Annotated in this window: 16 protein-coding genes and 1 pseudogene; 10 read left to right on the plus strand and 7 right to left on the minus strand. The window is 65.4% G+C overall.

Going from position 1 to position 18396, the window contains the following annotated elements; genetic code table 11:
* Positions 1-11: 11 nt before the first annotated feature.
* Positions 12-2070: pseudogene (locus C936_RS0102415) on the minus strand (cytochrome c biogenesis protein ResB).
* A gap of 264 nt (positions 2071-2334) precedes the next feature.
* Positions 2335-2958 (minus strand): cytochrome c, encoded by a 624-nt coding sequence (locus C936_RS0102420; RefSeq protein ID WP_012981456.1) that lies wholly within the window; start codon positions 2956-2958, stop codon positions 2335-2337.
* Between the two features lie 447 nt (positions 2959-3405).
* Here C936_RS0102420 and yihA point away from each other — a divergent pair, with 447 nt between their 5' ends.
* Entirely contained in the window at positions 3406-4017 is a 612-nt protein-coding gene (gene yihA, locus C936_RS0102425) for a ribosome biogenesis GTP-binding protein YihA/YsxC (RefSeq protein WP_012981457.1), read from the plus strand.
* Between the two features lie 254 nt (positions 4018-4271).
* Here yihA and C936_RS0102430 read toward each other — a convergent pair whose 3' ends face one another.
* The 3 genes from C936_RS0102430 to polA are packed head-to-tail and all read right to left on the minus strand — an operon-like array spanning position 4272 to position 8132.
* Positions 4272-4919 (minus strand): SCO family protein, encoded by a 648-nt coding sequence (locus C936_RS0102430; RefSeq protein WP_018139782.1) that lies wholly within the window; start codon positions 4917-4919, stop codon positions 4272-4274.
* A gap of 10 nt (positions 4920-4929) precedes the next feature.
* Positions 4930-5424 (minus strand): hypothetical protein, encoded by a 495-nt coding sequence (locus tag C936_RS0102435; protein ID WP_018175092.1) that lies wholly within the window; start codon positions 5422-5424, stop codon positions 4930-4932.
* A gap of 5 nt (positions 5425-5429) precedes the next feature.
* Positions 5430-8132 (minus strand): DNA polymerase I, encoded by a 2703-nt coding sequence (gene polA, locus C936_RS0102440; protein ID WP_026278801.1) that lies wholly within the window; start codon positions 8130-8132, stop codon positions 5430-5432.
* A 118-nt stretch (positions 8133-8250) separates the two neighbouring features.
* On the opposite strand from polA, the gene C936_RS0102445 reads away from it, so the two are divergent.
* From C936_RS0102445 to ntrC, 6 genes are all read left to right on the plus strand, one after another.
* Positions 8251-8976 (plus strand): TIGR00730 family Rossman fold protein, encoded by a 726-nt coding sequence (locus C936_RS0102445; RefSeq protein WP_012981461.1) that lies wholly within the window; start codon positions 8251-8253, stop codon positions 8974-8976.
* 2 nt (positions 8977-8978) lie between these two features.
* Entirely contained in the window at positions 8979-9377 is a 399-nt protein-coding gene (locus C936_RS0102450) for a DUF2782 domain-containing protein (protein ID WP_012981462.1), read from the plus strand.
* Complete coding sequence (locus C936_RS0102455) at positions 9377-10213, plus strand: hypothetical protein (RefSeq protein WP_012981463.1); 837 nt, start codon at positions 9377-9379, stop codon at positions 10211-10213. The genes C936_RS0102450 and C936_RS0102455 overlap by 1 nt, the downstream gene beginning before the upstream one ends.
* Before the next feature lie 34 nt (positions 10214-10247).
* Positions 10248-10901, plus strand: a complete 654-nt coding sequence (locus tag C936_RS0102460) for a DUF4124 domain-containing protein (protein WP_012981464.1) — start codon at positions 10248-10250, stop codon at positions 10899-10901.
* A gap of 176 nt (positions 10902-11077) precedes the next feature.
* A complete protein-coding gene (glnL, locus tag C936_RS0102465; protein WP_012981465.1) occupies positions 11078-12175 on the plus strand; it encodes a nitrogen regulation protein NR(II) in 1098 nt (365 codons plus the stop codon).
* Positions 12175-13611, plus strand: a complete 1437-nt coding sequence (ntrC, locus tag C936_RS0102470) for a nitrogen regulation protein NR(I) (protein ID WP_018649149.1) — start codon at positions 12175-12177, stop codon at positions 13609-13611. The genes glnL and ntrC overlap by 1 nt, the downstream gene beginning before the upstream one ends.
* Positions 13612-13617: 6 nt before the next feature.
* Here ntrC and C936_RS0102475 read toward each other — a convergent pair whose 3' ends face one another.
* Positions 13618-14610, minus strand: a complete 993-nt coding sequence (locus C936_RS0102475; RefSeq protein ID WP_018649150.1) for a dihydroorotate dehydrogenase — start codon at positions 14608-14610, stop codon at positions 13618-13620.
* Here C936_RS0102475 and C936_RS0102480 point away from each other — a divergent pair.
* The 3 genes from C936_RS0102480 (at position 14609) to C936_RS0102490 (ending at position 17510) form a co-directional block, all read left to right on the plus strand.
* Entirely contained in the window at positions 14609-15073 is a 465-nt protein-coding gene (locus C936_RS0102480) for a tRNA (cytidine(34)-2'-O)-methyltransferase (protein WP_018649151.1), read from the plus strand. The genes C936_RS0102475 and C936_RS0102480 overlap by 2 nt on opposite strands.
* A gap of 118 nt (positions 15074-15191) precedes the next feature.
* Entirely contained in the window at positions 15192-16064 is an 873-nt protein-coding gene (locus tag C936_RS0102485) for a dienelactone hydrolase family protein (protein WP_018649152.1), read from the plus strand.
* A gap of 237 nt (positions 16065-16301) precedes the next feature.
* Positions 16302-17510: a 6-phosphofructokinase gene (locus C936_RS0102490; protein ID WP_012981470.1), complete on the plus strand. Its 1209-nt coding sequence runs from the start codon at positions 16302-16304 to the stop codon at positions 17508-17510.
* A 102-nt stretch (positions 17511-17612) separates the two neighbouring features.
* On the opposite strand, the gene adk is transcribed toward C936_RS0102490, so the two are convergent.
* Positions 17613-18269, minus strand: coding sequence for an adenylate kinase (adk, locus tag C936_RS0102495; protein WP_018649153.1), 657 nt, complete (start codon positions 18267-18269; stop codon positions 17613-17615).
* Positions 18270-18396 lie beyond the last annotated feature (127 nt).

Here is an 18396-nt window from a genome sequence, read left to right on the forward strand (position 1 = left end):
ACTGCTACCGGTTAGTCGTTCTTATTAGTTGATTCACTTCTGGCCATCGCCCGAGCCGTTGGCCGGCTTCTGATCGATGATCCAACGCTTAAGATGCGCGAAACGGTTCTCGAATTCTACCTTGTGCCGGTTACTGGTTCCGGCCATGGTCACCTGCGTCCCGCTGCCGTCTTCACGGCGTCGGGCGATGATCCACAGACGCTGATACGACACGTAAAACATCAGGAAAATCCCGATGATCAGCATCACGCTGCCGGTGTACACCGTGCTTTGCCCCGGGGCGCGCGCAATCTGGAGACCGGAGGCCTCGCGGTGCTCGAAGTCGCTCAGGTGGAAATAGAACGGTGACTCGTAGAGGCTGATCGCGTTGATTGCGGAGACAGCGTCTTCCAGCCAGCGCTGCTCCTCTTCCTGGATCGAGACCACACCCTCGTCTTCCAGGACCTCCATGTACAGGCCCTGTAGTCCGGCGTGCAGCACCCGCATCAGGAGCTGGCCGACCTGCTCGCGCTGTTCTTCCGGCACGCGGCGGTCAATCTCCGCGTGCACCGCGCCGTATCCGCCCTCGGCGAACAGGCGCATCAGCTCCGAGGTCGTCTGGGCGATCGCGGTGCCGGAGGGATCGTCGGCCGCGACTTCGCGCGCGATGGTGTTGCGCACCTCGGCGTTGTGCAGCATTGCCAGGTAGGTGCGGAAACGGTCCAGCGAGTCATCGGCATCCGCCGGCAGGAACAGGTACACGAACTCGTCACTCGGGCTCTCGCGTACGCCACTGAGGAAGTACATCGCCCCTTCCTGCAGTGCAGGCCGCATGTAGTTGCGGTAGTAAAGCCCGTGCCCGGTGCGATCCATCAGGCGGAAATCGAAGCTCGGGCCCAGCTGACGGTTCTCGCGCTGGCCTTCTTCATTCAGCAGCGGTACGACATTCTGGTCCTTGAAGTCGATGAACTCGATGATGCGCGTGTCACCCTGCGGGGTCGGGATTTCCTGCTCCTGGAATACGCGCCCGGGGACTTCCAGCGAGCGCAGGGCTTCGCCGCCGAGCGGGATCGCCTCGATATCGAGGCGGGTGCCGCCATCGGCGAAGCTGGCCTGGTAGATCGCGTACCCGTTGTAGATCAGCGGGTGGTTGACCGAGATGGTATGCCGCAGCGGCTCGTCGCGGTTGGGGTCATGGATCACGAGATCCGACTCGTAGGAGCTTTCCGCGCCGGTCGAGAAGCGCTCGATTCGGAACTCTTCCAGCTCGATACGAAACGGCAGTTGCTGGACGAAATAGCCCTCGCGCATCGGCAGGAACACCACGTCCGCGGAGGAGCCCTCCGGGATTTCGACCATGCCGCGGAACGAGGGATTGGAGACCGGCACCCAGGCCGAGCGCGGTACTTCGGACACCGGGACGCCCCGGGTCTCGATCTCGATGATGCCCAGCCACTCTTTGGCCTTGAGCAGCGTCGAGCCGTCTGCCAGCGCGCCCACGCAGATCACCACGATCCCGACGTGGGTCAGCAGATAGCCGAGGCGGTTCCAGCGGCCCTTCATGGCCGCGATCACCGTCTGGCCCTCGGATTCCTTCTCGCGTGCCTTGAAGCCCTGGGCCTTCAGCACACGCCGGGCATGATCAATGAATTCTTGCTGCGACTGGTCCAGCTCCCCGGTCGCGCTCGAGTGGAACGAGCGCAGGGACTTTTCCTTCACCTGCAGGTTGTAGCGCCGCAGGTCCTTCAGGATGCCCGGGCTCTGACGGTAGACGCAGAACGAGGTGGAGACCACCAGGAAGGTGACGATCAGCAGGAACCACGTGGCGGAATAGACCTGATAAAGACCCATGCCGGCAAAGATCTCGTGCCAGAAGGGACCGTAGTCGATCAGGTAGTCGGTATAGGGCTGGTTCTGGACGAGCACTGTACCGATTACGGAGGCGATGGCCAGTGCCACCAGCAGGGTGATCGCCAGGCTCATGGAACCCATGAACTCGACCAGGATGCGGCTGCGCCGCGGGGCGCGGGCGGACTTGCTGCGGGCACCGGTCGCGGGAGCAGACCCGGCCACCTGTTCGTTATTCGACATGCTGAAACCTGCGTTGACCTTCGCGACTATGCGAAGCACCCCTGTCGGGGTTCAATTTCCTAGACAAACTGCACGGAAGTTTCGTGCAAACCCTGTTATTGGAGCTGGCCAGTTTCTCTGATCCGACCTGTCTGACGTGCCGAGCCCCCGCTCCATTCCCGGTGGCGGAAAATTTGTCTGCCCCGGACAGCAAAAAAGGGGCGGCCTATGGCCGCCCCTTCCCTGGGAGGTTCGCCGCCCGGACTGCACGGCGCTCCGGCACGATCAGTCGGACGACAGCCCGGCCATGTACTGTGACACGGCCTCGATGTCTTCGTCGGACATGCGCTGAACCACATTGCGCATCATCCGACCCGCGTCGTTGGAACGCTCTCCGTCACGGAATTTGTAAAGCTGGTCCGCGCTGTAGGTGGCGTGCTGCCCCGCAACCTTCGGGAACATCGCCTCCGGGTTGCCCTGGCCATTCGGGCCGTGGCATGCGATGCAGGCGGCGACGTTCTGGGAGGGGATGCCGCCACGGTAGATGCGCTCGCCGCGTTCGACGACGTCTTCGTCGGCGGTTTCGGTGGTGATGGACTGCTCGGCGAAGTAAGCCGCCAGGTCGCGCATATCCTGCTCGTCCAGATCCGCGACTTCGCCCGCCATCAGCGAATCATAGCGGGTCTCGCCTTCCTTGAAGTCACGCAGCTGCTTGACGGTGTATTTCGGGTGCTGGCCCGCGAGCTTCGGCCACTCCGGGTTGGTCGAGTTGCCGTCCGCCTGGTGGCAGGCCGCGCAGGACTGGGAGATTTCCTGGCCGCGCTGAGGATCGCCCGCCTGAGCCGCCGACAGCGGGAGCAGCAGGGAGACGGACAGGGCAGCAAAGAGAGCGGAAAGCTTGTGGTTCATGATCGAAGATTCTCCTGCATGTAAATGCGTGCCGGGTCGGACCCGCGTTCCTTGTGCCCCTTGGCAGGGCGATCAACATGAAGGAAACACTGGTCAATGTACACCCTTGCGCTCGAGTCGCTTTTGCATGCGAACAAGCCGCGGCGACTGCCGTGCAGTCACTCTGCACAAGGGAGCCGCAACGCCGTTCGCGCGCAAAAGCGGCCGAGCCCCTGCATTGTAATGGGTTATGGGGTTGGTACCCCAGTTTCCCGATCCTGCGTTGCGCCGCTTGCGGGTAGAACCACTACCCGCAAGCGGCGCGCCTTGTCTCGGAAAACCTGGGGTACCAACGCGAGGGTGTACATTGACCAGTGTTTCCTTGAGCGGCGCAGTTTATAGCACAATGCTAAATTGCGCTCAAAAATATTCCGAGCTCCGCACTCGGCCAAGGACGTCCCCCGCCCCATGGAACCCCGTTTTCGCGAGACCGCCTTTATCAAGGGCGTGGCCCAGGTCGAGCAGCTCCCGGAGGATGACGGCATCGAGATTGCCTTCGCCGGGCGCTCGAATGCCGGCAAATCCAGCGCCCTGAATGCCCTCTGCGGGCGCAAGGCCCTGGCCCGGGTGGGCCGCACGCCCGGGCGCACCCAGGAAATCAACCTGTTCGCCCTGCCGCCGGACGAGGCATGGCGGCTGGTGGATCTGCCCGGCTATGGTTACGCGAAGGTGTCCGCCGGCCAGCGCCAGCATTGGGATCGGCTGCTGGGGGATTACCTGCAGTCGCGCGAGTGCCTGGCAGGGCTGGTGCTGATCATGGACATCCGTCGTCCCCTGACCGAGCTCGACCGTCAGCTGCTGGAGTGGGTGCCGCTGGAGCGTTGCCAGTTGCACTGCCTGCTGACCAAGGCCGACAAGCTCTCGCGGCAGGCGGCCGACAAGCAATTGCACGCGACCCAGCGTGAGCTGGAAGGCTTGGGGATCGAGGCGACCCTGCAGACCTTTTCTTCATTGAAAAATCAGGGGGTCGATGACCTGCGCGGCCTGTTGACCGAGTGGCTCCAGCCGGTCGAAGACTGACCGTGGCCCGCCCCGGGCGCGAACCATGAACCCCAGACAAAAAAATGCCCCGGCCTTGGGGAGGGCCGGGGCAAGATTCGGCCTCGACAGGGGGGAGCGAGGCCTGCCCGCTCAGGGAGAGAAGCGGGCTCGCGCTGGGCTAGAGCGCTTGTAACGTAAGAAAGCGTCAGTTGCCTTGAGTTCCATCCGTTCCCGAAAATGAACGTGATTGGCTTCACACTCCTGAATGCAGCGCTCCTGTGGCTGTTGCCCCGTCAGTCATCGGTTCCCTGGGACTGGGCGTGTGCCCTCAGGGTCTCGACCAGATCGGCCGCGCTGGTCCCGTGAGGGTGAATCTCCAGCAAGTCGCCTTCGGGCCCGATCAGATAGGTCGATGAACTGTGGTCGATGATGTCGCCCATCGCCGAATCCGTTGCGCGGCGTTCGTAGAAGACACCATAGCGCTTAGCGGCGGGCTTCAAGTCTTCTTCGGATCCGGTGGCCGCGTGAATGTCGGCATGAAAATGGGCCACGTAATCGGCCAGGCGGTCCTCGGTATCTCGTTCCGGATCGACGCTGATAAACACACCGTTCACCTGGCCCTGCAACTCTTCCGGCAAGCGGTTCAGCGCCCCGCCAATCCACCCCAGGCTGGTCGGGCAGGCATCCGGGCAGCTCGTATAGCCGAAATACAGCCAGACGTACTGGTCCGTGTAATCGCCCAGGTCGAAGCGCTCCGCGTGCGTGGCGACCGGCAGCTCGATCGGTCCGCCCTGTACCTCGTCGGCGATGGGCAGTTGCGCATGACCTGCAAGATCGCGCGGCGGCGGCTCGCCCGGCTCCAGAGTGACATACACCAGCAGAGCACCTGCGGCGACCACCGCGAAGGCCCAGAAGAGACTGCTGACGGGGATACGGTTCATAAGGGGTTCATCAGTGATCGCGGGCAGTGACAAAGCGGAATTGTACGAAGGCGGCCTCGGATTTGCCTGCCGGCATCGCGGTGGCTGCCCAGGTCATGGATTCGGTGGTACAGATCGGCAGCGTGGTCGTGCCGCGGTAGCGGCCATCACCCGTGTGTTCCAGGCGCGGGCGCTGGTAGCCCATATACATTTCGACTCCGGCCAGGTCCAGGTCCAGGGCCTCAGGGTTGTTCAGCGCGGTCTGCGCCGCGGCATCCAGCTGCAGGTCCAGCGTCAGCTCCCGCAGCATCGGTACCGGGCGCGGCGTGATCTCCAGGCGCACCTCGCCGCCCTGTGCCAGGGCGGTGCTGCAGGGGCCGGCATTCAGGTCGCAGGCCTGTGGCTGGACGATCGGCACCTCGGCGGCGCCACTGTCCAGGTAGCGTTCGGCCAGCATCCAGGCGCTCGCGAGTAGCAGCAGCGCGACCAGCCAGGCGGCGATTCGGTTGAAGCGATGGGCCAGCATGGGGGCTAGTGGGCGTCGTCCCAGTTGGCGCCGACGCCGACGTCTACGACCAGTTCCACGTCCAGGTCGGCGGCCCCGCTCATGGCCTTGCGCACCAGCGTGGTCAGGTCCTCCACCGCCGCGTCGGCCACCTCGAACACCAGTTCGTCGTGCACCTGCATGATCATGCGCGCGTCAATCCCGGTGTCCTCGAGGTCGTGCGCGACCCGTACCATCGCGCGCTTGATGATGTCGGCGGCCGTGCCCTGCATCGGGGCGTTGATCGCGACACGCTCGGACTGCTGGCGCCGCGCCCCGTTGCGGCTGTTGATCTCCGGCAGGTACAGGCGGCGGCCGAACAGGGTCTCGACGTAGCCGTTCTCGCGCCCGGAGGCGCGCGCCCGTTCCATGTAGTCGTGCACGCCGGGATAGCGGCTGAAGTAGCGGTCGATGTACTCGCGCGCCTCGCCCTGCTCGATGCCGAGGTTGCGCGCCAGGCCCCAGGCGGACATGCCGTAGATCAGGCCGAAGTTGATCGCCTTGGCCGCGCGGCGCTGATCGCCGGAGACCTGCCCCGGGTCCAGCCCGAAGACCTCGGCGGCGGTTGCGCGGTGGATGTCCTGACCCTCGGCAAAGGCCTTCAGCAGGCCGGCATCCTGCGACAGGTGAGCCATGATGCGCAGCTCGATCTGCGAGTAGTCTGCCGCCAGTAGCTGGTGGCCCTCATCCGCGATGAACGCGCGGCGGATGCGCCGGCCGGCCTCGGTGCGCACCGGGATGTTCTGCAGGTTCGGCTCCGAGGATGACAGCCGCCCAGTGGCCGCCCCCGCCTGGTGATAGGAAGTGTGCACCCGACCGGTCTCCGGGTGGATGCGCCGGGGCAGGGTCTCGGTGTAGGTGCTGCGCAGCTTGGACAGGCCGCGGTGCTCGAGGATCAGGCGCGGCAGGGCGTAGTCGTCCGCCATCTGCTCCAGCACGTCCTCGGCGGTGGAGGGCTGGCCCTTGGGTGTGCGCCGCAGTACCGGCAGGCCCAGGCGTTCGAACAGGATCTCCTGGATCTGTTTGGGCGAGCCGAGGTTGAACTCGCCGCCGGCCTCCTCGAAGGCCTCGCGCTCGATGCGCTCCATCTCGGCCAGCAGCTCCTGGCTCTGCTCGCCGAGCCGATCCGGGTCCACCTTTACGCCGACGCGTTCGATATCCGCCAGCACCGGGACCAGCGGCATCTCGATCTCGCGGTAGACAAACGCGGGGCCTTCGGCCGCCTGCAGACGTGGCTGGAACACCGCATCCAGCTGCAGGCAGATATCAGCGTCCTCGCCGGCGTAATCGGTGGCGATGCCGATATCCACCTCGGCGAACGGGATCTGCTTCGCCCCCTTGCCGGCCACGTCTTCGTAGTGCGTGGTCTTGTAGTCCAGGTGGCGCTCGGCTAGGGAGTCGAGGTCGTGGCGGTTGGCCCCGGCGTCCAGGCAGAACGACTCGAGCAGGGTGTCGTCGACGATCCCGCGCAGGGTGATGTCGTGATTGCCCAGCACGTTGCGGTCGTACTTCAGGTGATGGCCCAGCTTGCCGTGGTCCTCGGATTCCAGCCAGGGCTTCAGACGTTCCAGCGTCTCCGCGCGCGGCAGCTGCGGGTCGGCGTCCGGCCCGGTGTGGGCCAGCGGCAGATACCACGCGGTGCCCGGCTCGAAGGCGAAGGACATGCCGACGATCTCGGCGCGCATCGCGTCGAGGCTCGTGGTCTCGGTGTCGAAGGCGACTCGGTCGGCCTTGTCCAGACGCTCCAGCAGCTCGGCCAGTTCGGCCTCCTCGCGCAGCGTCCGGTAGTCGCCCTTCGCCTGCGACGGGCCCGGATTGCCGTCAGCGGCCTCGTCCTCGCTACCCTCCAGCTCCGCGCGCCAGCGGGTGAAGCCGTAGCGGCGCACCATCTCCAGCAGGCGCTCGTGATCCGGCTCGCGGATGTTCAGGTCGTTGGGGCCGGCATCCAGCTCGACATCGCGCTTGACCGTGATCAGTTCGCGCGAGGTGGGCAGGCGCTCGGCCGCGGCGCGCAGGTTCTCGCCGATCTTGCCGCCGATGTCGTCGGCCTGCTCGAGGATGGTGTCGAGATCGCCGTACTTCGCGATCCACTTGGCCGCGGTCTTGGGGCCGACCTTGTCCACGCCCGGGATGTTGTCGACGCTGTCGCCCATCAGCGCGAGGTAGTCGACGATCTGCTCCGGGGCCACGCCGAATTTTTCCTGTACGCCCTCGCGGTCCAGCGTGACCCCGCTCATGGTGTTGACCAGGGTGATGCGGTCATTCACCAGCTGGGCGAGGTCCTTGTCGCCGGTGGAGATCACCACGTCATGCCCGGCTGCGGCGGCCTGATCGGCCAGGGTCGCGATCACGTCGTCGGCCTCCACGCCCTCGACGCACAAAAGTGGCAGGCCCATCGCCCGCACGAGTTCGTGCAGCGGCTCGATCTGGGCGGCCAGCTCGTCCGGCATCGGCGGGCGGGTGGCCTTGTATTCCGGGTAGATGTCGTCGCGGAAGGTCTTGCCCTTCGCGTCGAACACCACCGCCATGTGTTCCGGGCCGTAGTCCGCGCGCAGCTTGCGCAGCATGTTCGCCACACCAATCATCGCCCCGGTCGGGGCGCCATCCGGTGCGGTCAGCGGCGGCAGGGCATGGAAGGCCCGAAACAGATACGACGAACCGTCGACCAGAACGAGGGGGGCTTGTGACATCAATGCGGTATCCGTGCGGAAGGTGCGCGCCATTCTACAGCCCCGTTTTGTGCCGCGACCATTTGTACCGACCCGGGGCGCCCGTTACGCTTGGCCTTCGACACGAGGAACCCTCCGCATGAACGACCGCGAACGCGCCGAACACCCCGGCCTGCGCCCGATTGACGACTCCGCTCTGACCCGCGAAAGCTGGAAGATCTTCCAGATCATGGCGGAGTTCGTGGAGGGCTTCGAGCGCCTGGCGCACATCAAGCCATCTGTGAGCATCTTTGGCTCCGCGCGCTTTCCACCCGGACATCCGCATTACCAACTGGGCGAAGAAGTCGCCCGCCAGCTGTCGGATGCCGGCTTCGCGGTGGTGAGTGGCGGCGGCCCGGGCATCATGGAGGCCGCCAACAAGGGCGCCTTCGCCGGGCGCTCCCCCAGCATCGGCCTGAATATCCAGCTCCCCCACGAGCAAAGCGCCAACCCGTATCAGGACATCAGCCTTGGGTTTCGCCACTTCTTCTCGCGCAAGGTGATGTTCGTGAAATACGCCTCCGCCTATGTGGTCCTGCCGGGCGGTTTTGGCACGCTGGACGAACTGGCGGAGATTCTGACGCTGGTGCAGACCGGCAAGACCCGGCGCATCCCGATCGTGCTGGTCGGCTCCGAATTCTGGAAGGGGCTGCTGCACTGGTTCGACGACACTCTTGTGTCCGAAGGCACAATCGATGCCGAGGACCTGAAGCTATACTCGTTGGTGGATGCCCCGGAAGACGTGGTGGACGTGATCTTCGAGCATTACGAGGCGCGCAGCTTCGAGCCTTCCGCGGAAGAAAAGAAACGCATGATGGAGCTGTGAGCATGGCCGCTAAGTGCACCCATTATCCCGCCGCCCTCCTGGTCGGTCTGCTTCTCGCGCCGGCTCTGGCCATTGCCCAGCAGGAGCGCGAGTGGGACGATGCCCCGCCGCCGCCCGAGATGCCGGACGAGGCCGAGGCCGACCCCGCGCCGCCCGTGCTCGACGAACGCGCGCGCGAGCAGCGGGGCCTGGAAGAGGCCGACATTGTGATCATCGAACGCGACGGGGAGACCCGGCGCGAGTACCGCATGGGCGGGCAACTGGTGATGGTGGAGGTGATCCCCGCGGCCGGTCCCTCCTACTACCTGATCGACAGCACCGGCGACGGCCTGCTCGATCGCCGTCAGCGTGAGCTGGAACCCGATTTCGTACCGCCGTCCTGGGTGATTTTCCAATGGTAATGAACGAACACGACTGCCAGGCCTGTGCCGAGGCCTGCGGGGTGAGCATCGAGTTTCGCGAGGGCGAGGCCTTGCTGGCGGGGCAGCCCGTGCAGTGCCTGCGTCTGTCGGCGGATGCCGCCTCCGGTATCGAGGCGGCCCTGAAGGGTGCAGGCATCAGCCCGCTGGCCACCGCTGATGCCGACGGGACGCGGATTCTTTTCCTGGATCAAGGTCAGGCATTGCGCGAACCCCTGTCGGCCGAGGGCCCCGGAAGCCTCAACGCCCTGGGGGAGCGGGCCGCGAGCTGGCAGGCCCTGCACCCGGCGAGTGCGATGCCGGAGGCCACGGGCTATCGCCGCGGGGTGCTGCAGCAGCTATTGCGCGAACGCGCCGATGCCCTGGGCCAGACGCTGTTGGCCGGCGAGCGGGAGACGCTGGATGCCGAACTCCACCACCAGAGCCTCTATCGTTTCGAGGATCTGCCGCTGGCCGGGAGCTACTGGCACTCGGTGCGGGTCTATTCGGAAGGGGCCGGGCTCGCGGATCTGGTGATGCCGCCGGCGCCGGTGCCCGCTTTCTGGCAGCTCGCGCGCATCGCATTGGCGATTGCGGTGGACGAGGCCGGCGAGATTCGAGCCGATGCCTACCGCGCGTTGCTTGCGGGCTACCATGCCAGACGCCCGTTGGCCGCGATCGAGCGCGGGGCCGCACCGACATTGCTGCGCCTGGCCGCACTGGACGACTGGATCGGTCGTCGCGAATCCGGCGCGACGGGCGAGGCCGAACGCCAGCGGCTCGTTGCGCTGCAGGGGCACGCCGCCCGTGTGCAGGGCATGTGGGTACGTGCCGCGTAGGTGGCTCGGGGGTTTCGGCCCAAGGAGATCGACGATGAACAAGGTCTGGGTGCTGTTTCTAGTCGCGATGTGCCTGCCGGCGCTCACCCAGGCCGAGGTCTATCGCTGGACTGACGATCAGGGCAATGTGCACTTTGGCGACCGTCCTCCCGAGGGCAGCGCCAGCGAGTCGGTCGATGTACGTGAGCCCATGCGCGGGGTGCCGCTCGAGGGTGCCCGCGAGATCCTTGAACGTCCGGTGCGGCCTCAGCAAGAAGAGGCCGATGCCAGTGGCTACGAACGCGTCGCGATTACGCAGCCGGAGGACGGGGCCGGCGTGCGTGCCAATGACGGCAATGTCACCGCCGAGGTGGCGCTGGAGCCCGCCCTGGATACCGAGGCCGGCCATCGCGTCGTCTGGCTGCTGAACGGCGAGGAGGCTGGCGACAGCACCGGCTCCAGTATCACCTTCGAGGGGCTCAACCGCGGCGAATACAGCCTGCAGGCGCGAGTAGAAGACGACGCCGGGCAGGAGCTCGCCAGCAGCGACACCATCCAGTTCAACGTGCTGCGCATCGCGATCCCGCGCGAACAGCAGCAACAACAGCGCCCGCAGCAATTCCCCCAGGGCGGCGCCCCGCAGGCCCCTCGGGCCCCCCAGGCCCCGCGCGCACCCCAGCCCCAGGTCCAGCAGATTCCGCAGAACTAGTCGGCCGCACCAACTCCGTGCGCATTTTGCCCCAATATGGTGCCGTATTTGCACTATAATGGGGCGGCGCTTGGTGATTGCCGCCACGGCCGCCGTGCTTGGGCGCTTTCCTGCCCGCGGATGATCCACCCTGTGCTGTGCCCCTGTTTGGCGCGATTCCTGCTTGAGGCCCGTTGATGAACAATCCTGTTGCCAAGCCCGCCCCAGCGCCATGGCCCTGGTGGGACGACCTGTCAACTGCCGTGCTGGTGACGGATGGCGAGCTGCGCCTGGTCAGCCTGAACAGTGCGGCCGAGGTCCTGCTGGGGCTTAGCCGCGAGCGTATCGTCGGCCACGGACTGGGGCAGTGCCTCAGGCTCGACCGCAGCCTGTCCAATCGGCTGCGGTCGGTGTTGTCACTCGATCAGCCGATTACCCTGCGCGCCCGACAGATGGAGCCACTGCGCGCCGAGCCCTTCCTGGCGGACATCACCATCACGCCTCTGCGCGGTGACGATGGCCGCGAGCCACAACTCTTGTTTGAACTTAACGCCATTGATCGCCATGAACGGATCAGTCGCGAGGAACAGCTGCAAAAGCAGCAGGCGATCACGCGTGCGGTGACCCGGGGGCTGGCCCACGAGATCAAGAACCCGCTGGGCGGCCTGCGCGGGGCGGCGCAACTATTGGCCAGCGAGCTGGATGACGACGGGCTGAAGGAATACACCGGCATCATCATTCGCGAGGCGGACCGGCTGCGCAGCCTGGTGGATCGCATGCTGGGCCCGAACAACCTGCCCCGCCTCGAGGCCGTAAACCTCCACGAGGTGCTGGAGCACGTGCGCGGCCTGGTCAGTGTGCAACTGCCGCTGGGTCTGAAGATCCGCGGCGACTACGACCCGAGCATCCCGGATGTGCAGGCCGACCGCGACATGCTGGTGCAGGCCATCCTGAATCTGGTGCAGAACGCGGTGCAGGCGTTGAGCGAGGGCGGCGAGATCACCCTGGTCTCGCGCGTACTGCGCCAGTACACCATTTCCGGTCACCGCCACCGCCTGGTGGCACGCCTGAGCGTGCGCGACAACGGCCCGGGCATCCCGGAGGAGATCCGCGAGCGCATCTTCTTCCCGATGGTGACCGGCCGCGCCGCGGGCACCGGCCTGGGCCTGCCCATCGCCCAGAGCCTGATCCAGTTGCACAACGGACTCATTGAATGCCGTTCGCGACCGGGCAGCACCTCGTTCGACATCCTGCTGCCGATCGAACCCCAAAATGCCAAGGAGGCCGGCAACTGATGGACCCCATCGTCTGGATCATTGACGACGACGACTCGATCCGCTGGGTGCTGGATCGCGCCCTGCAGCGCGCCGGTATCAATGTGCGCGGGTTCGAGACGGCCGACGCGGCCTGGGCTGCGCTGGAGACTGACGAGGCCCCGGATACGGTGGTGGCCGACATCCGCATGCCGGGGCTGAACGGCCTCGATTTTCTCGCCCGTATGCAGACCCGCCCGGATCCGCCACCGGTCATCATCATGACGGCGTTTTCGGATCTCGAGAGCGCGGTCGGCGCTTACCAGACCGGGGCTTTCGAGTATCTGCCCAAGCCGTTCGATGTCGACGAGGCCGTGGCCCTTGTTCAGCGTGCGCTGGAGGCGCGGGCGACTGCGCAGCAAAATGCCGAGGGTGGCGCCAGGATCGAGGACACCCCCATCATCGGCGAGGCGCCGGCGATGCAGGAGATGTTCCGCGCGATCGGGCGTCTGTCGCGCAGCAATATCACCGTACTGATCAACGGCGAGTCCGGCACTGGCAAGGAGCTGGTCGCGAGGGCCCTGCACCAGCACAGCCCGCGGGCCGATCAGCCATTGATCGCGTTGAACACCGCCGCGATCCCGAAAGACCTGCTGGAGAGCGAGCTGTTCGGCCATGAGCGTGGCGCCTTTACCGGCGCCAGCCAGAGCCGCAAGGGCCGCTTTGAGCAGGCCGATGGCGGCACACTGTTCCTCGACGAGATCGGCGACATGCCGTTCGACCTGCAGACGCGTTTGCTGCGGGTGCTGGCGGACGGAACCTTCTATCGCGTCGGTGGGCATACCCCGATCCGGGTGGATGTGCGCATCATCGCCGCCACTCACCAGGACCTCGAGGAGCGCGTGCGCGCCGGGCTGTTCCGCGAGGATCTGTTCCATCGCCTGAACGTGATCCGTATCCATGTGCCGTCGTTGCGCGAGCGCCCGGAGGACATCCCGCTGCTGGTGCAGCACTTCATGGCCGAGGTGGCGTGCGAACTGGGGGTCGAGGCGAAGACCATGCGGCCGGAGGTGGTGCGCGAGCTGCAGCGTCTGCCCTGGCCGGGTAATGTTCGCCAGCTGGAGAACACCTGTCGCTGGCTGACGGTCATGGCCTCGGGACGCGAGGTGCACCTGGACGACCTTCCGGCCGAGCTGCATCAGGATGCGCCGCCCATGGAGGCCCACGGAGGCCTGTCGGACGCGCAGATGGCCACGCCGCGTGACTGGACCAGCGAGCTGGCCCAGGTCGCTCGGCAGCACTGGCAACAGGGCGAGCGCGACCTGCTCGGCCGGGTTCTGCCACAACTGGAGCGTACGGTGATTCGCGAGGCGCTGAATGTGACCGGTGGGCATCGCCAGCAGGCCGCTGCCCTGCTGGGCTGGGGCCGCAACACCCTGACTCGCAAGATTCAGGAGCTGGGCATCGACGACGAGTAGGGCAGGTCAGGTCGTGGGGTCTTCCGGGGCCGGGGCGGCGCAGGCGGAGATCGCGCTGTTGAGCTGCAGGCTCCCGGTCAGCTCGCTGACCTGCTGGATGCCGTGGCGATCCATGTAGTCGCAGATGCCGTCCAGGATCTTCGGCAGGCACAGCGGATCGTAGAACAGCCCGGTACCCACGCCCACGGTGCTGGCGCCCGCGATCAGGAATTCCAGCGCGTCGCGCGCATTCATCACGCCGCCCTGGCCGATGATCGGGACATTATGCGGTGCGGCCACCTGATAGACCTGCTGTACTTTCAACAGCGCGATCGGCTTGATCGCCGGGCCGGAGAGTCCGCCCTGGTTGTTGCCGATCACCGCGCGGCGGTTTTCCACGTCGACGGCCATCCCCATCAGGGTGTTGATCACGGCAAACCCGTCGGTCCCGGCATCGATGCAGCGGCGGGCATTCTCGGCGATGTCGGTCTGGTTGGGCGACAGCTTGGTGATCAACGGCTTGGAGGTCACGGAGCGGCAGGCCTCGACCACGCGCGCCGACATCTCCGGGTCGTTGCCGAACGCCACGCCGCCTTCTTTCACGTTGGGGCAGGAGATATTGATCTCGATGGCATCGATCGGCGAGTCGTCGAAACGCCGGGTGACCTCGATGTACTCCTCGATCGTGGAGCCCGAGACGTTGGCGAAAAAGCGCGTCTCCTCGAAATCCAGTGCGGGCAGGATCTCGTCCACCACCCGGTCCACGCCCGGATTCTGCAGGCCGATCGCATTCAGCATGCCGTCGGGCGTCTCGTAGACGCGGTGCGGCGGGTTGCCCAGTCGTGCCTGGCCGGTCGTGCCCTTCAGGCAGATCGCACCCGCGTCGCGGTTGGAGAACCCGGCGACCCGGGTGTATTCCTCGCCAAAGCCGACACAGCCGGACAGCAGCACCAGCGGCGTGTTCAAATGCAGCCCGCAGAAATCAACGGCCAGCCGCGGATCGGTGCGCGAATCACTCATGCTTCACATCGTCCTTTATGAACCGGAAATCCCGCCGAACACGGGCAATATTATTCGTCTGGCGGCCAACACCGGGGCGGCGTTGCACCTGATCCATCCGCTCGGCTTCGAGCTGGATAGCGCCCGGGCGCGCCGCGCCGGGCTCGACTATCACGAGCTGGCCCGGGTGCAAGAGTATGACAGCCTCGAACGGTGGCGGGAATCGATCCGGCCGCAGCGCGAGTTCGCCCTGACCACGCGCGGGCAGGCCCGTTACGACCAGGCCGGGTACCAGTCCGGTGATGCCCTGTTGTTTGGGCCGGAGACCCGCGGACTGCCCCAAGCGGTACTCGACGCACTGCCTCCCGAACAGCGATTGCGTCTGCCCATGCAGCCCGATAGCCGCAGCCTGAACCTCTCCAACGCGGTGGCCGTGGTCGTCTACGAGGCCTGGCGCCAACTCGGTTTTCCGGGCGGGGTCTAGGGTCCGATGTGCTGGGCAGGACGCCGTGACTTGCTCTAAGCTCGAAGGCGTGGCTCACGGCTGCGGGACCCCCAGTTGGGTCTTCTGCGCGGCTCCAACAAGAAGGGGTTCGGGATTCATGGTTTCTGCTTTTCGATCGTTCTGCCTGCTGGCCGCCACCAGCCTCCTCGTCTCGCCGCTCGCCGCGGATGAACCCGCCGGTTCTGACAACTGGTGGTGGGATGACGACTGGTGGGAAGACGGCGTGCTGTATTCCGATCTCGAGAATCACGAGGTCGAGATCGAGCGATTCGAGTATGAGCGCGACGGCGTGGGCATCCCGGCGCTGGTGGCGCGCCCCGCCGATGGCGAGGCCTATCCCGCGATCCTCTGGGCCCATGGCCGGCGCGGGCTGGACGATCTGGCGATCATGCATGTGAAGCGCCTGGCCGCGCGCGGCTTCGTGGTGATGGCGCCGGACATGTACACCGGCCGTTTCATGGAAAGCCATCCGCTGGATCATGACTACGAGCTGGAGGGCGACCTGAACAAGGGATTGGATGTCCTGCTCGAGCGTGACGACATCGTCGGTGACCGGGCCTGCCTGGTCTCCATCACGCGCGGGGGCTACAAGACGCTTAAGGTGGCCGTGACCTTTGAGCGGCAGGTCGAGGATGTTGCCTGCTGGGCCGGCTACTACCCGCACCTGCAGGACCCGAACCTCGGCGAGCCGCACCAGGTGTATCGCTACGCCAACGAGGTCAATCAGCTCGAGATCCCGATGATGATCCTGATCGGCGACGAAGAGCAGTATCAGCGCCACCGGACCGCGAAGATGGCCGCGGACGGTCTGGAAAGCCGCGGCGGTGATGTGACCTGGATCGAATATCCAGGCGTTGGCCGCGGCTTCGATTTTCGCAATGGCAGCAACCGCACCTTCGCCGACGATCTCGCCTCTCGTGACGCGATGATCCGGGTCACCCGCTTTGTGAACCAGCATCTGCGCGACTGAGTTCTCCCTCGACTTCCTCCCCTGGCCTGCGAGCCGGCACCACCGACCCATCGGGTTGGTGGTGCCGTTGTGCCTTCAGGTCCTCGCAGGTCAATAAGTCTTTGATAATACAATTAAACGTTTCCGTGCGGAGAGTGCGGAATTTGCTATCTTCGGGCCTTATGTCACTGAGATGCCCGGTCGTTGCGCGGCCGATTCACGGTTGGAACGCACTAAAGTCGCAGAAGGAGGACGAAGATGGCCAAGGTTCTGATCGCCCAGGGTGGAGGCCCGACGGCGGTAATCAATCAATCCATGGTGGGCGCAGTCCTGGAAGCCCGGAAATTTACCGACGTCGAGCTGGTATACGGGGCCTTCCACGGGGTCCGCGGGATCATCGACGAGGAGTTCCTGGACCTGACCCAGGAGACCACCCACAATCTGGAGATGGTCGCGCGGACGCCCTCCTCGGCGCTGGGCTCTACGCGTGACAAGCCGGATCTCGACTACTGCAAGGAGATCTTCAAGGTCCTGAAGGCCCACGAGATCACCTACTTCTTCTATATCGGCGGCAACGACTCCTCCGACACGGTGCGTATCGTCAGCGAGGAGGCGCGCAAGGCCAACTATCCGATGCGTTGCGTGCATATCCCGAAGACGATCGACAACGACCTGGTGGAGAACGACCATACGCCGGGCTTCCCGTCCGCAGCGCGTTTCGTGGCCCAGGCCTTCGTCGGCGCCAACCTCGACAACTATGCCCTGCCGGGAATCTATCTGGCGGTGGTCATGGGCCGCCATGCCGGGTTCCTGACCGCGGCCTCCGCCCTCGGGAAGAAATTCCCGGACGACGGGCCCCACCTGATCTACGTGCCCGAACGCGTATTCGAAGTCGACCGCTTCCTGTCGGACGTCAAGGCGACCATGGACCGTTACGGGCGCTGCGTGATCGCGGTCAGCGAGGGGATCCATGACGCGGACGGTGAGCCGATCGCGACCAAGCTCGCCAAGGACGTGGAGAAGGATGCCCACGGTAATGTTCAGCTCTCGGGCACCGGCGCCCTGGCCGACATGCTCTGTGGCGAGATCCGGGACAAGCTGGGGGTCAAGCGCGTACGCGGCGACACCTTCGGCTATCTGCAGCGTGCCTTTATTGGCTGTGTCTCGGACGTCGACCAGCGCGAGGCCCGGGAAGTGGGCGAGAAGGCCGTGCAGTTTGCGATGTGGCAGGGCCGCGACGGCTCGGTCGCGATCAAGCGTACCGGCTTTTATTCGGTGGACTACGAGTACGTGCCGCTGGAGGCCGTCGCTGGCAAGACCAAGGTCATGCCGGACGAGTTCATCGATGCCTCGGGCACCGACGTCACCGACGCCTTCCGGATGTATCTGCGTCCGCTGCTGGGCTCGGGCATGCCGGATGCCTACCGCCTGCGTCAGAACAAGGTGACCAAGGTGCTCGGTCGCTAGTAGCAAGAAAGCCCCTGGTCCCGTGTCCGGGCCCAGGGGCGGCAGGCGCGGGGCCGTGGCCCAATCAAGACGACCCGCCCGGAATACCTGGCGGGTCGTTTTTTAGCCCAGGGCCTTGAAGATCTGGTCGCGGATGTCTTCCACCGACCCGGTTCCCTTGATGTGGACATATTTCGGCGCGTCGGGCTCGCCGCTGTCCGCCCACTTCGAGTAGAAGTCCACCAGCGGGCGCGTCTGGCTGTGGTAGGCCTCGAGGCGCTTGCGCACCGTTTCTTCGTTGTCGTCTTCGCGCTGGATCAGGTCCTCGCCGGTGACGTCGTCCTTGCCTTCGACCTTCGGCGGATTGAATTCGACGTGATAGGTGCGGCCGGAGCCCGGATGTACCCGCCGTCCGCTCATGCGGCGGATCACCTCTTCGTCGGGGACATCCACCTCCACGACAAAGTCGAGCGGCACGTTCTGCTCCTTCAGGGCCTCGGCCTGCGGGATGGTGCGCGGGAAGCCATCGAACAGGAAGCCGGTGTCGCAGCAATCGGGCTGCTCCACGCGTTCCTTCACCAGGCCCAGGATGATGTCGTCGGAGACCAGGCCGCCAGCATCCATGACCTCTTTGGCCTTCAGACCCAGTGGGGTGCCTGCCTTGACGGCTGCACGCAGCATATCGCCGGTGGAGATCTGCGGGATGTTGTACTTCTCGCAGATGTACTGGGCCTGGGTGCCCTTGCCGGCGCCAGGCGCCCCCAACAGAATCAGTCGCATGCTCTCGCTCCTATGAGGAGTGGGTGGTTGTGCTATGGTCGCTGCAGACACTCCCGATCCGCGCAAGTTACAGTACAGGGGTTGTGGTTGTCGGTACAACCCTGCCCTTCCTTATGTGACACCCGCC

The organism is Thioalkalivibrio sp. ALJ4 (assembly GCF_000377225.1).
In the GTDB taxonomy this organism is placed as follows: Bacteria; Pseudomonadota; Gammaproteobacteria; order Ectothiorhodospirales; family Ectothiorhodospiraceae; genus Thioalkalivibrio.

Coding starts and splice junctions, on each gene's coding strand:
- C936_RS0102420 (WP_012981456.1), bottom strand. CDS start 2,958: ATGAACCACAAGCTTTCCGCTCTCTTTGCTGCCCTGTCCGTCTCCCTG.
- yihA (WP_012981457.1), top strand. CDS start 3,406: ATGGAACCCCGTTTTCGCGAGACCGCCTTTATCAAGGGCGTGGCCCAG.
- C936_RS0102430 (WP_018139782.1), bottom strand. CDS start 4,919: ATGAACCGTATCCCCGTCAGCAGTCTCTTCTGGGCCTTCGCGGTGGTC.
- C936_RS0102435 (WP_018175092.1), bottom strand. CDS start 5,424: ATGCTGGCCCATCGCTTCAACCGAATCGCCGCCTGGCTGGTCGCGCTG.
- polA (WP_026278801.1), bottom strand. CDS start 8,132: ATGTCACAAGCCCCCCTCGTTCTGGTCGACGGTTCGTCGTATCTGTTT.
- C936_RS0102445 (WP_012981461.1), top strand. CDS start 8,251: ATGAACGACCGCGAACGCGCCGAACACCCCGGCCTGCGCCCGATTGAC.
- C936_RS0102450 (WP_012981462.1), top strand. CDS start 8,979: ATGGCCGCTAAGTGCACCCATTATCCCGCCGCCCTCCTGGTCGGTCTG.
- C936_RS0102455 (WP_012981463.1), top strand. CDS start 9,377: ATGAACGAACACGACTGCCAGGCCTGTGCCGAGGCCTGCGGGGTGAGC.
- C936_RS0102460 (WP_012981464.1), top strand. CDS start 10,248: ATGAACAAGGTCTGGGTGCTGTTTCTAGTCGCGATGTGCCTGCCGGCG.
- glnL (WP_012981465.1), top strand. CDS start 11,078: ATGAACAATCCTGTTGCCAAGCCCGCCCCAGCGCCATGGCCCTGGTGG.
- ntrC (WP_018649149.1), top strand. CDS start 12,175: ATGGACCCCATCGTCTGGATCATTGACGACGACGACTCGATCCGCTGG.
- C936_RS0102480 (WP_018649151.1), top strand. CDS start 14,609: ATGCTTCACATCGTCCTTTATGAACCGGAAATCCCGCCGAACACGGGC.
- C936_RS0102475 (WP_018649150.1), bottom strand. CDS start 14,610: ATGAGTGATTCGCGCACCGATCCGCGGCTGGCCGTTGATTTCTGCGGG.
- C936_RS0102485 (WP_018649152.1), top strand. CDS start 15,192: ATGGTTTCTGCTTTTCGATCGTTCTGCCTGCTGGCCGCCACCAGCCTC.
- C936_RS0102490 (WP_012981470.1), top strand. CDS start 16,302: ATGGCCAAGGTTCTGATCGCCCAGGGTGGAGGCCCGACGGCGGTAATC.
- adk (WP_018649153.1), bottom strand. CDS start 18,269: ATGCGACTGATTCTGTTGGGGGCGCCTGGCGCCGGCAAGGGCACCCAG.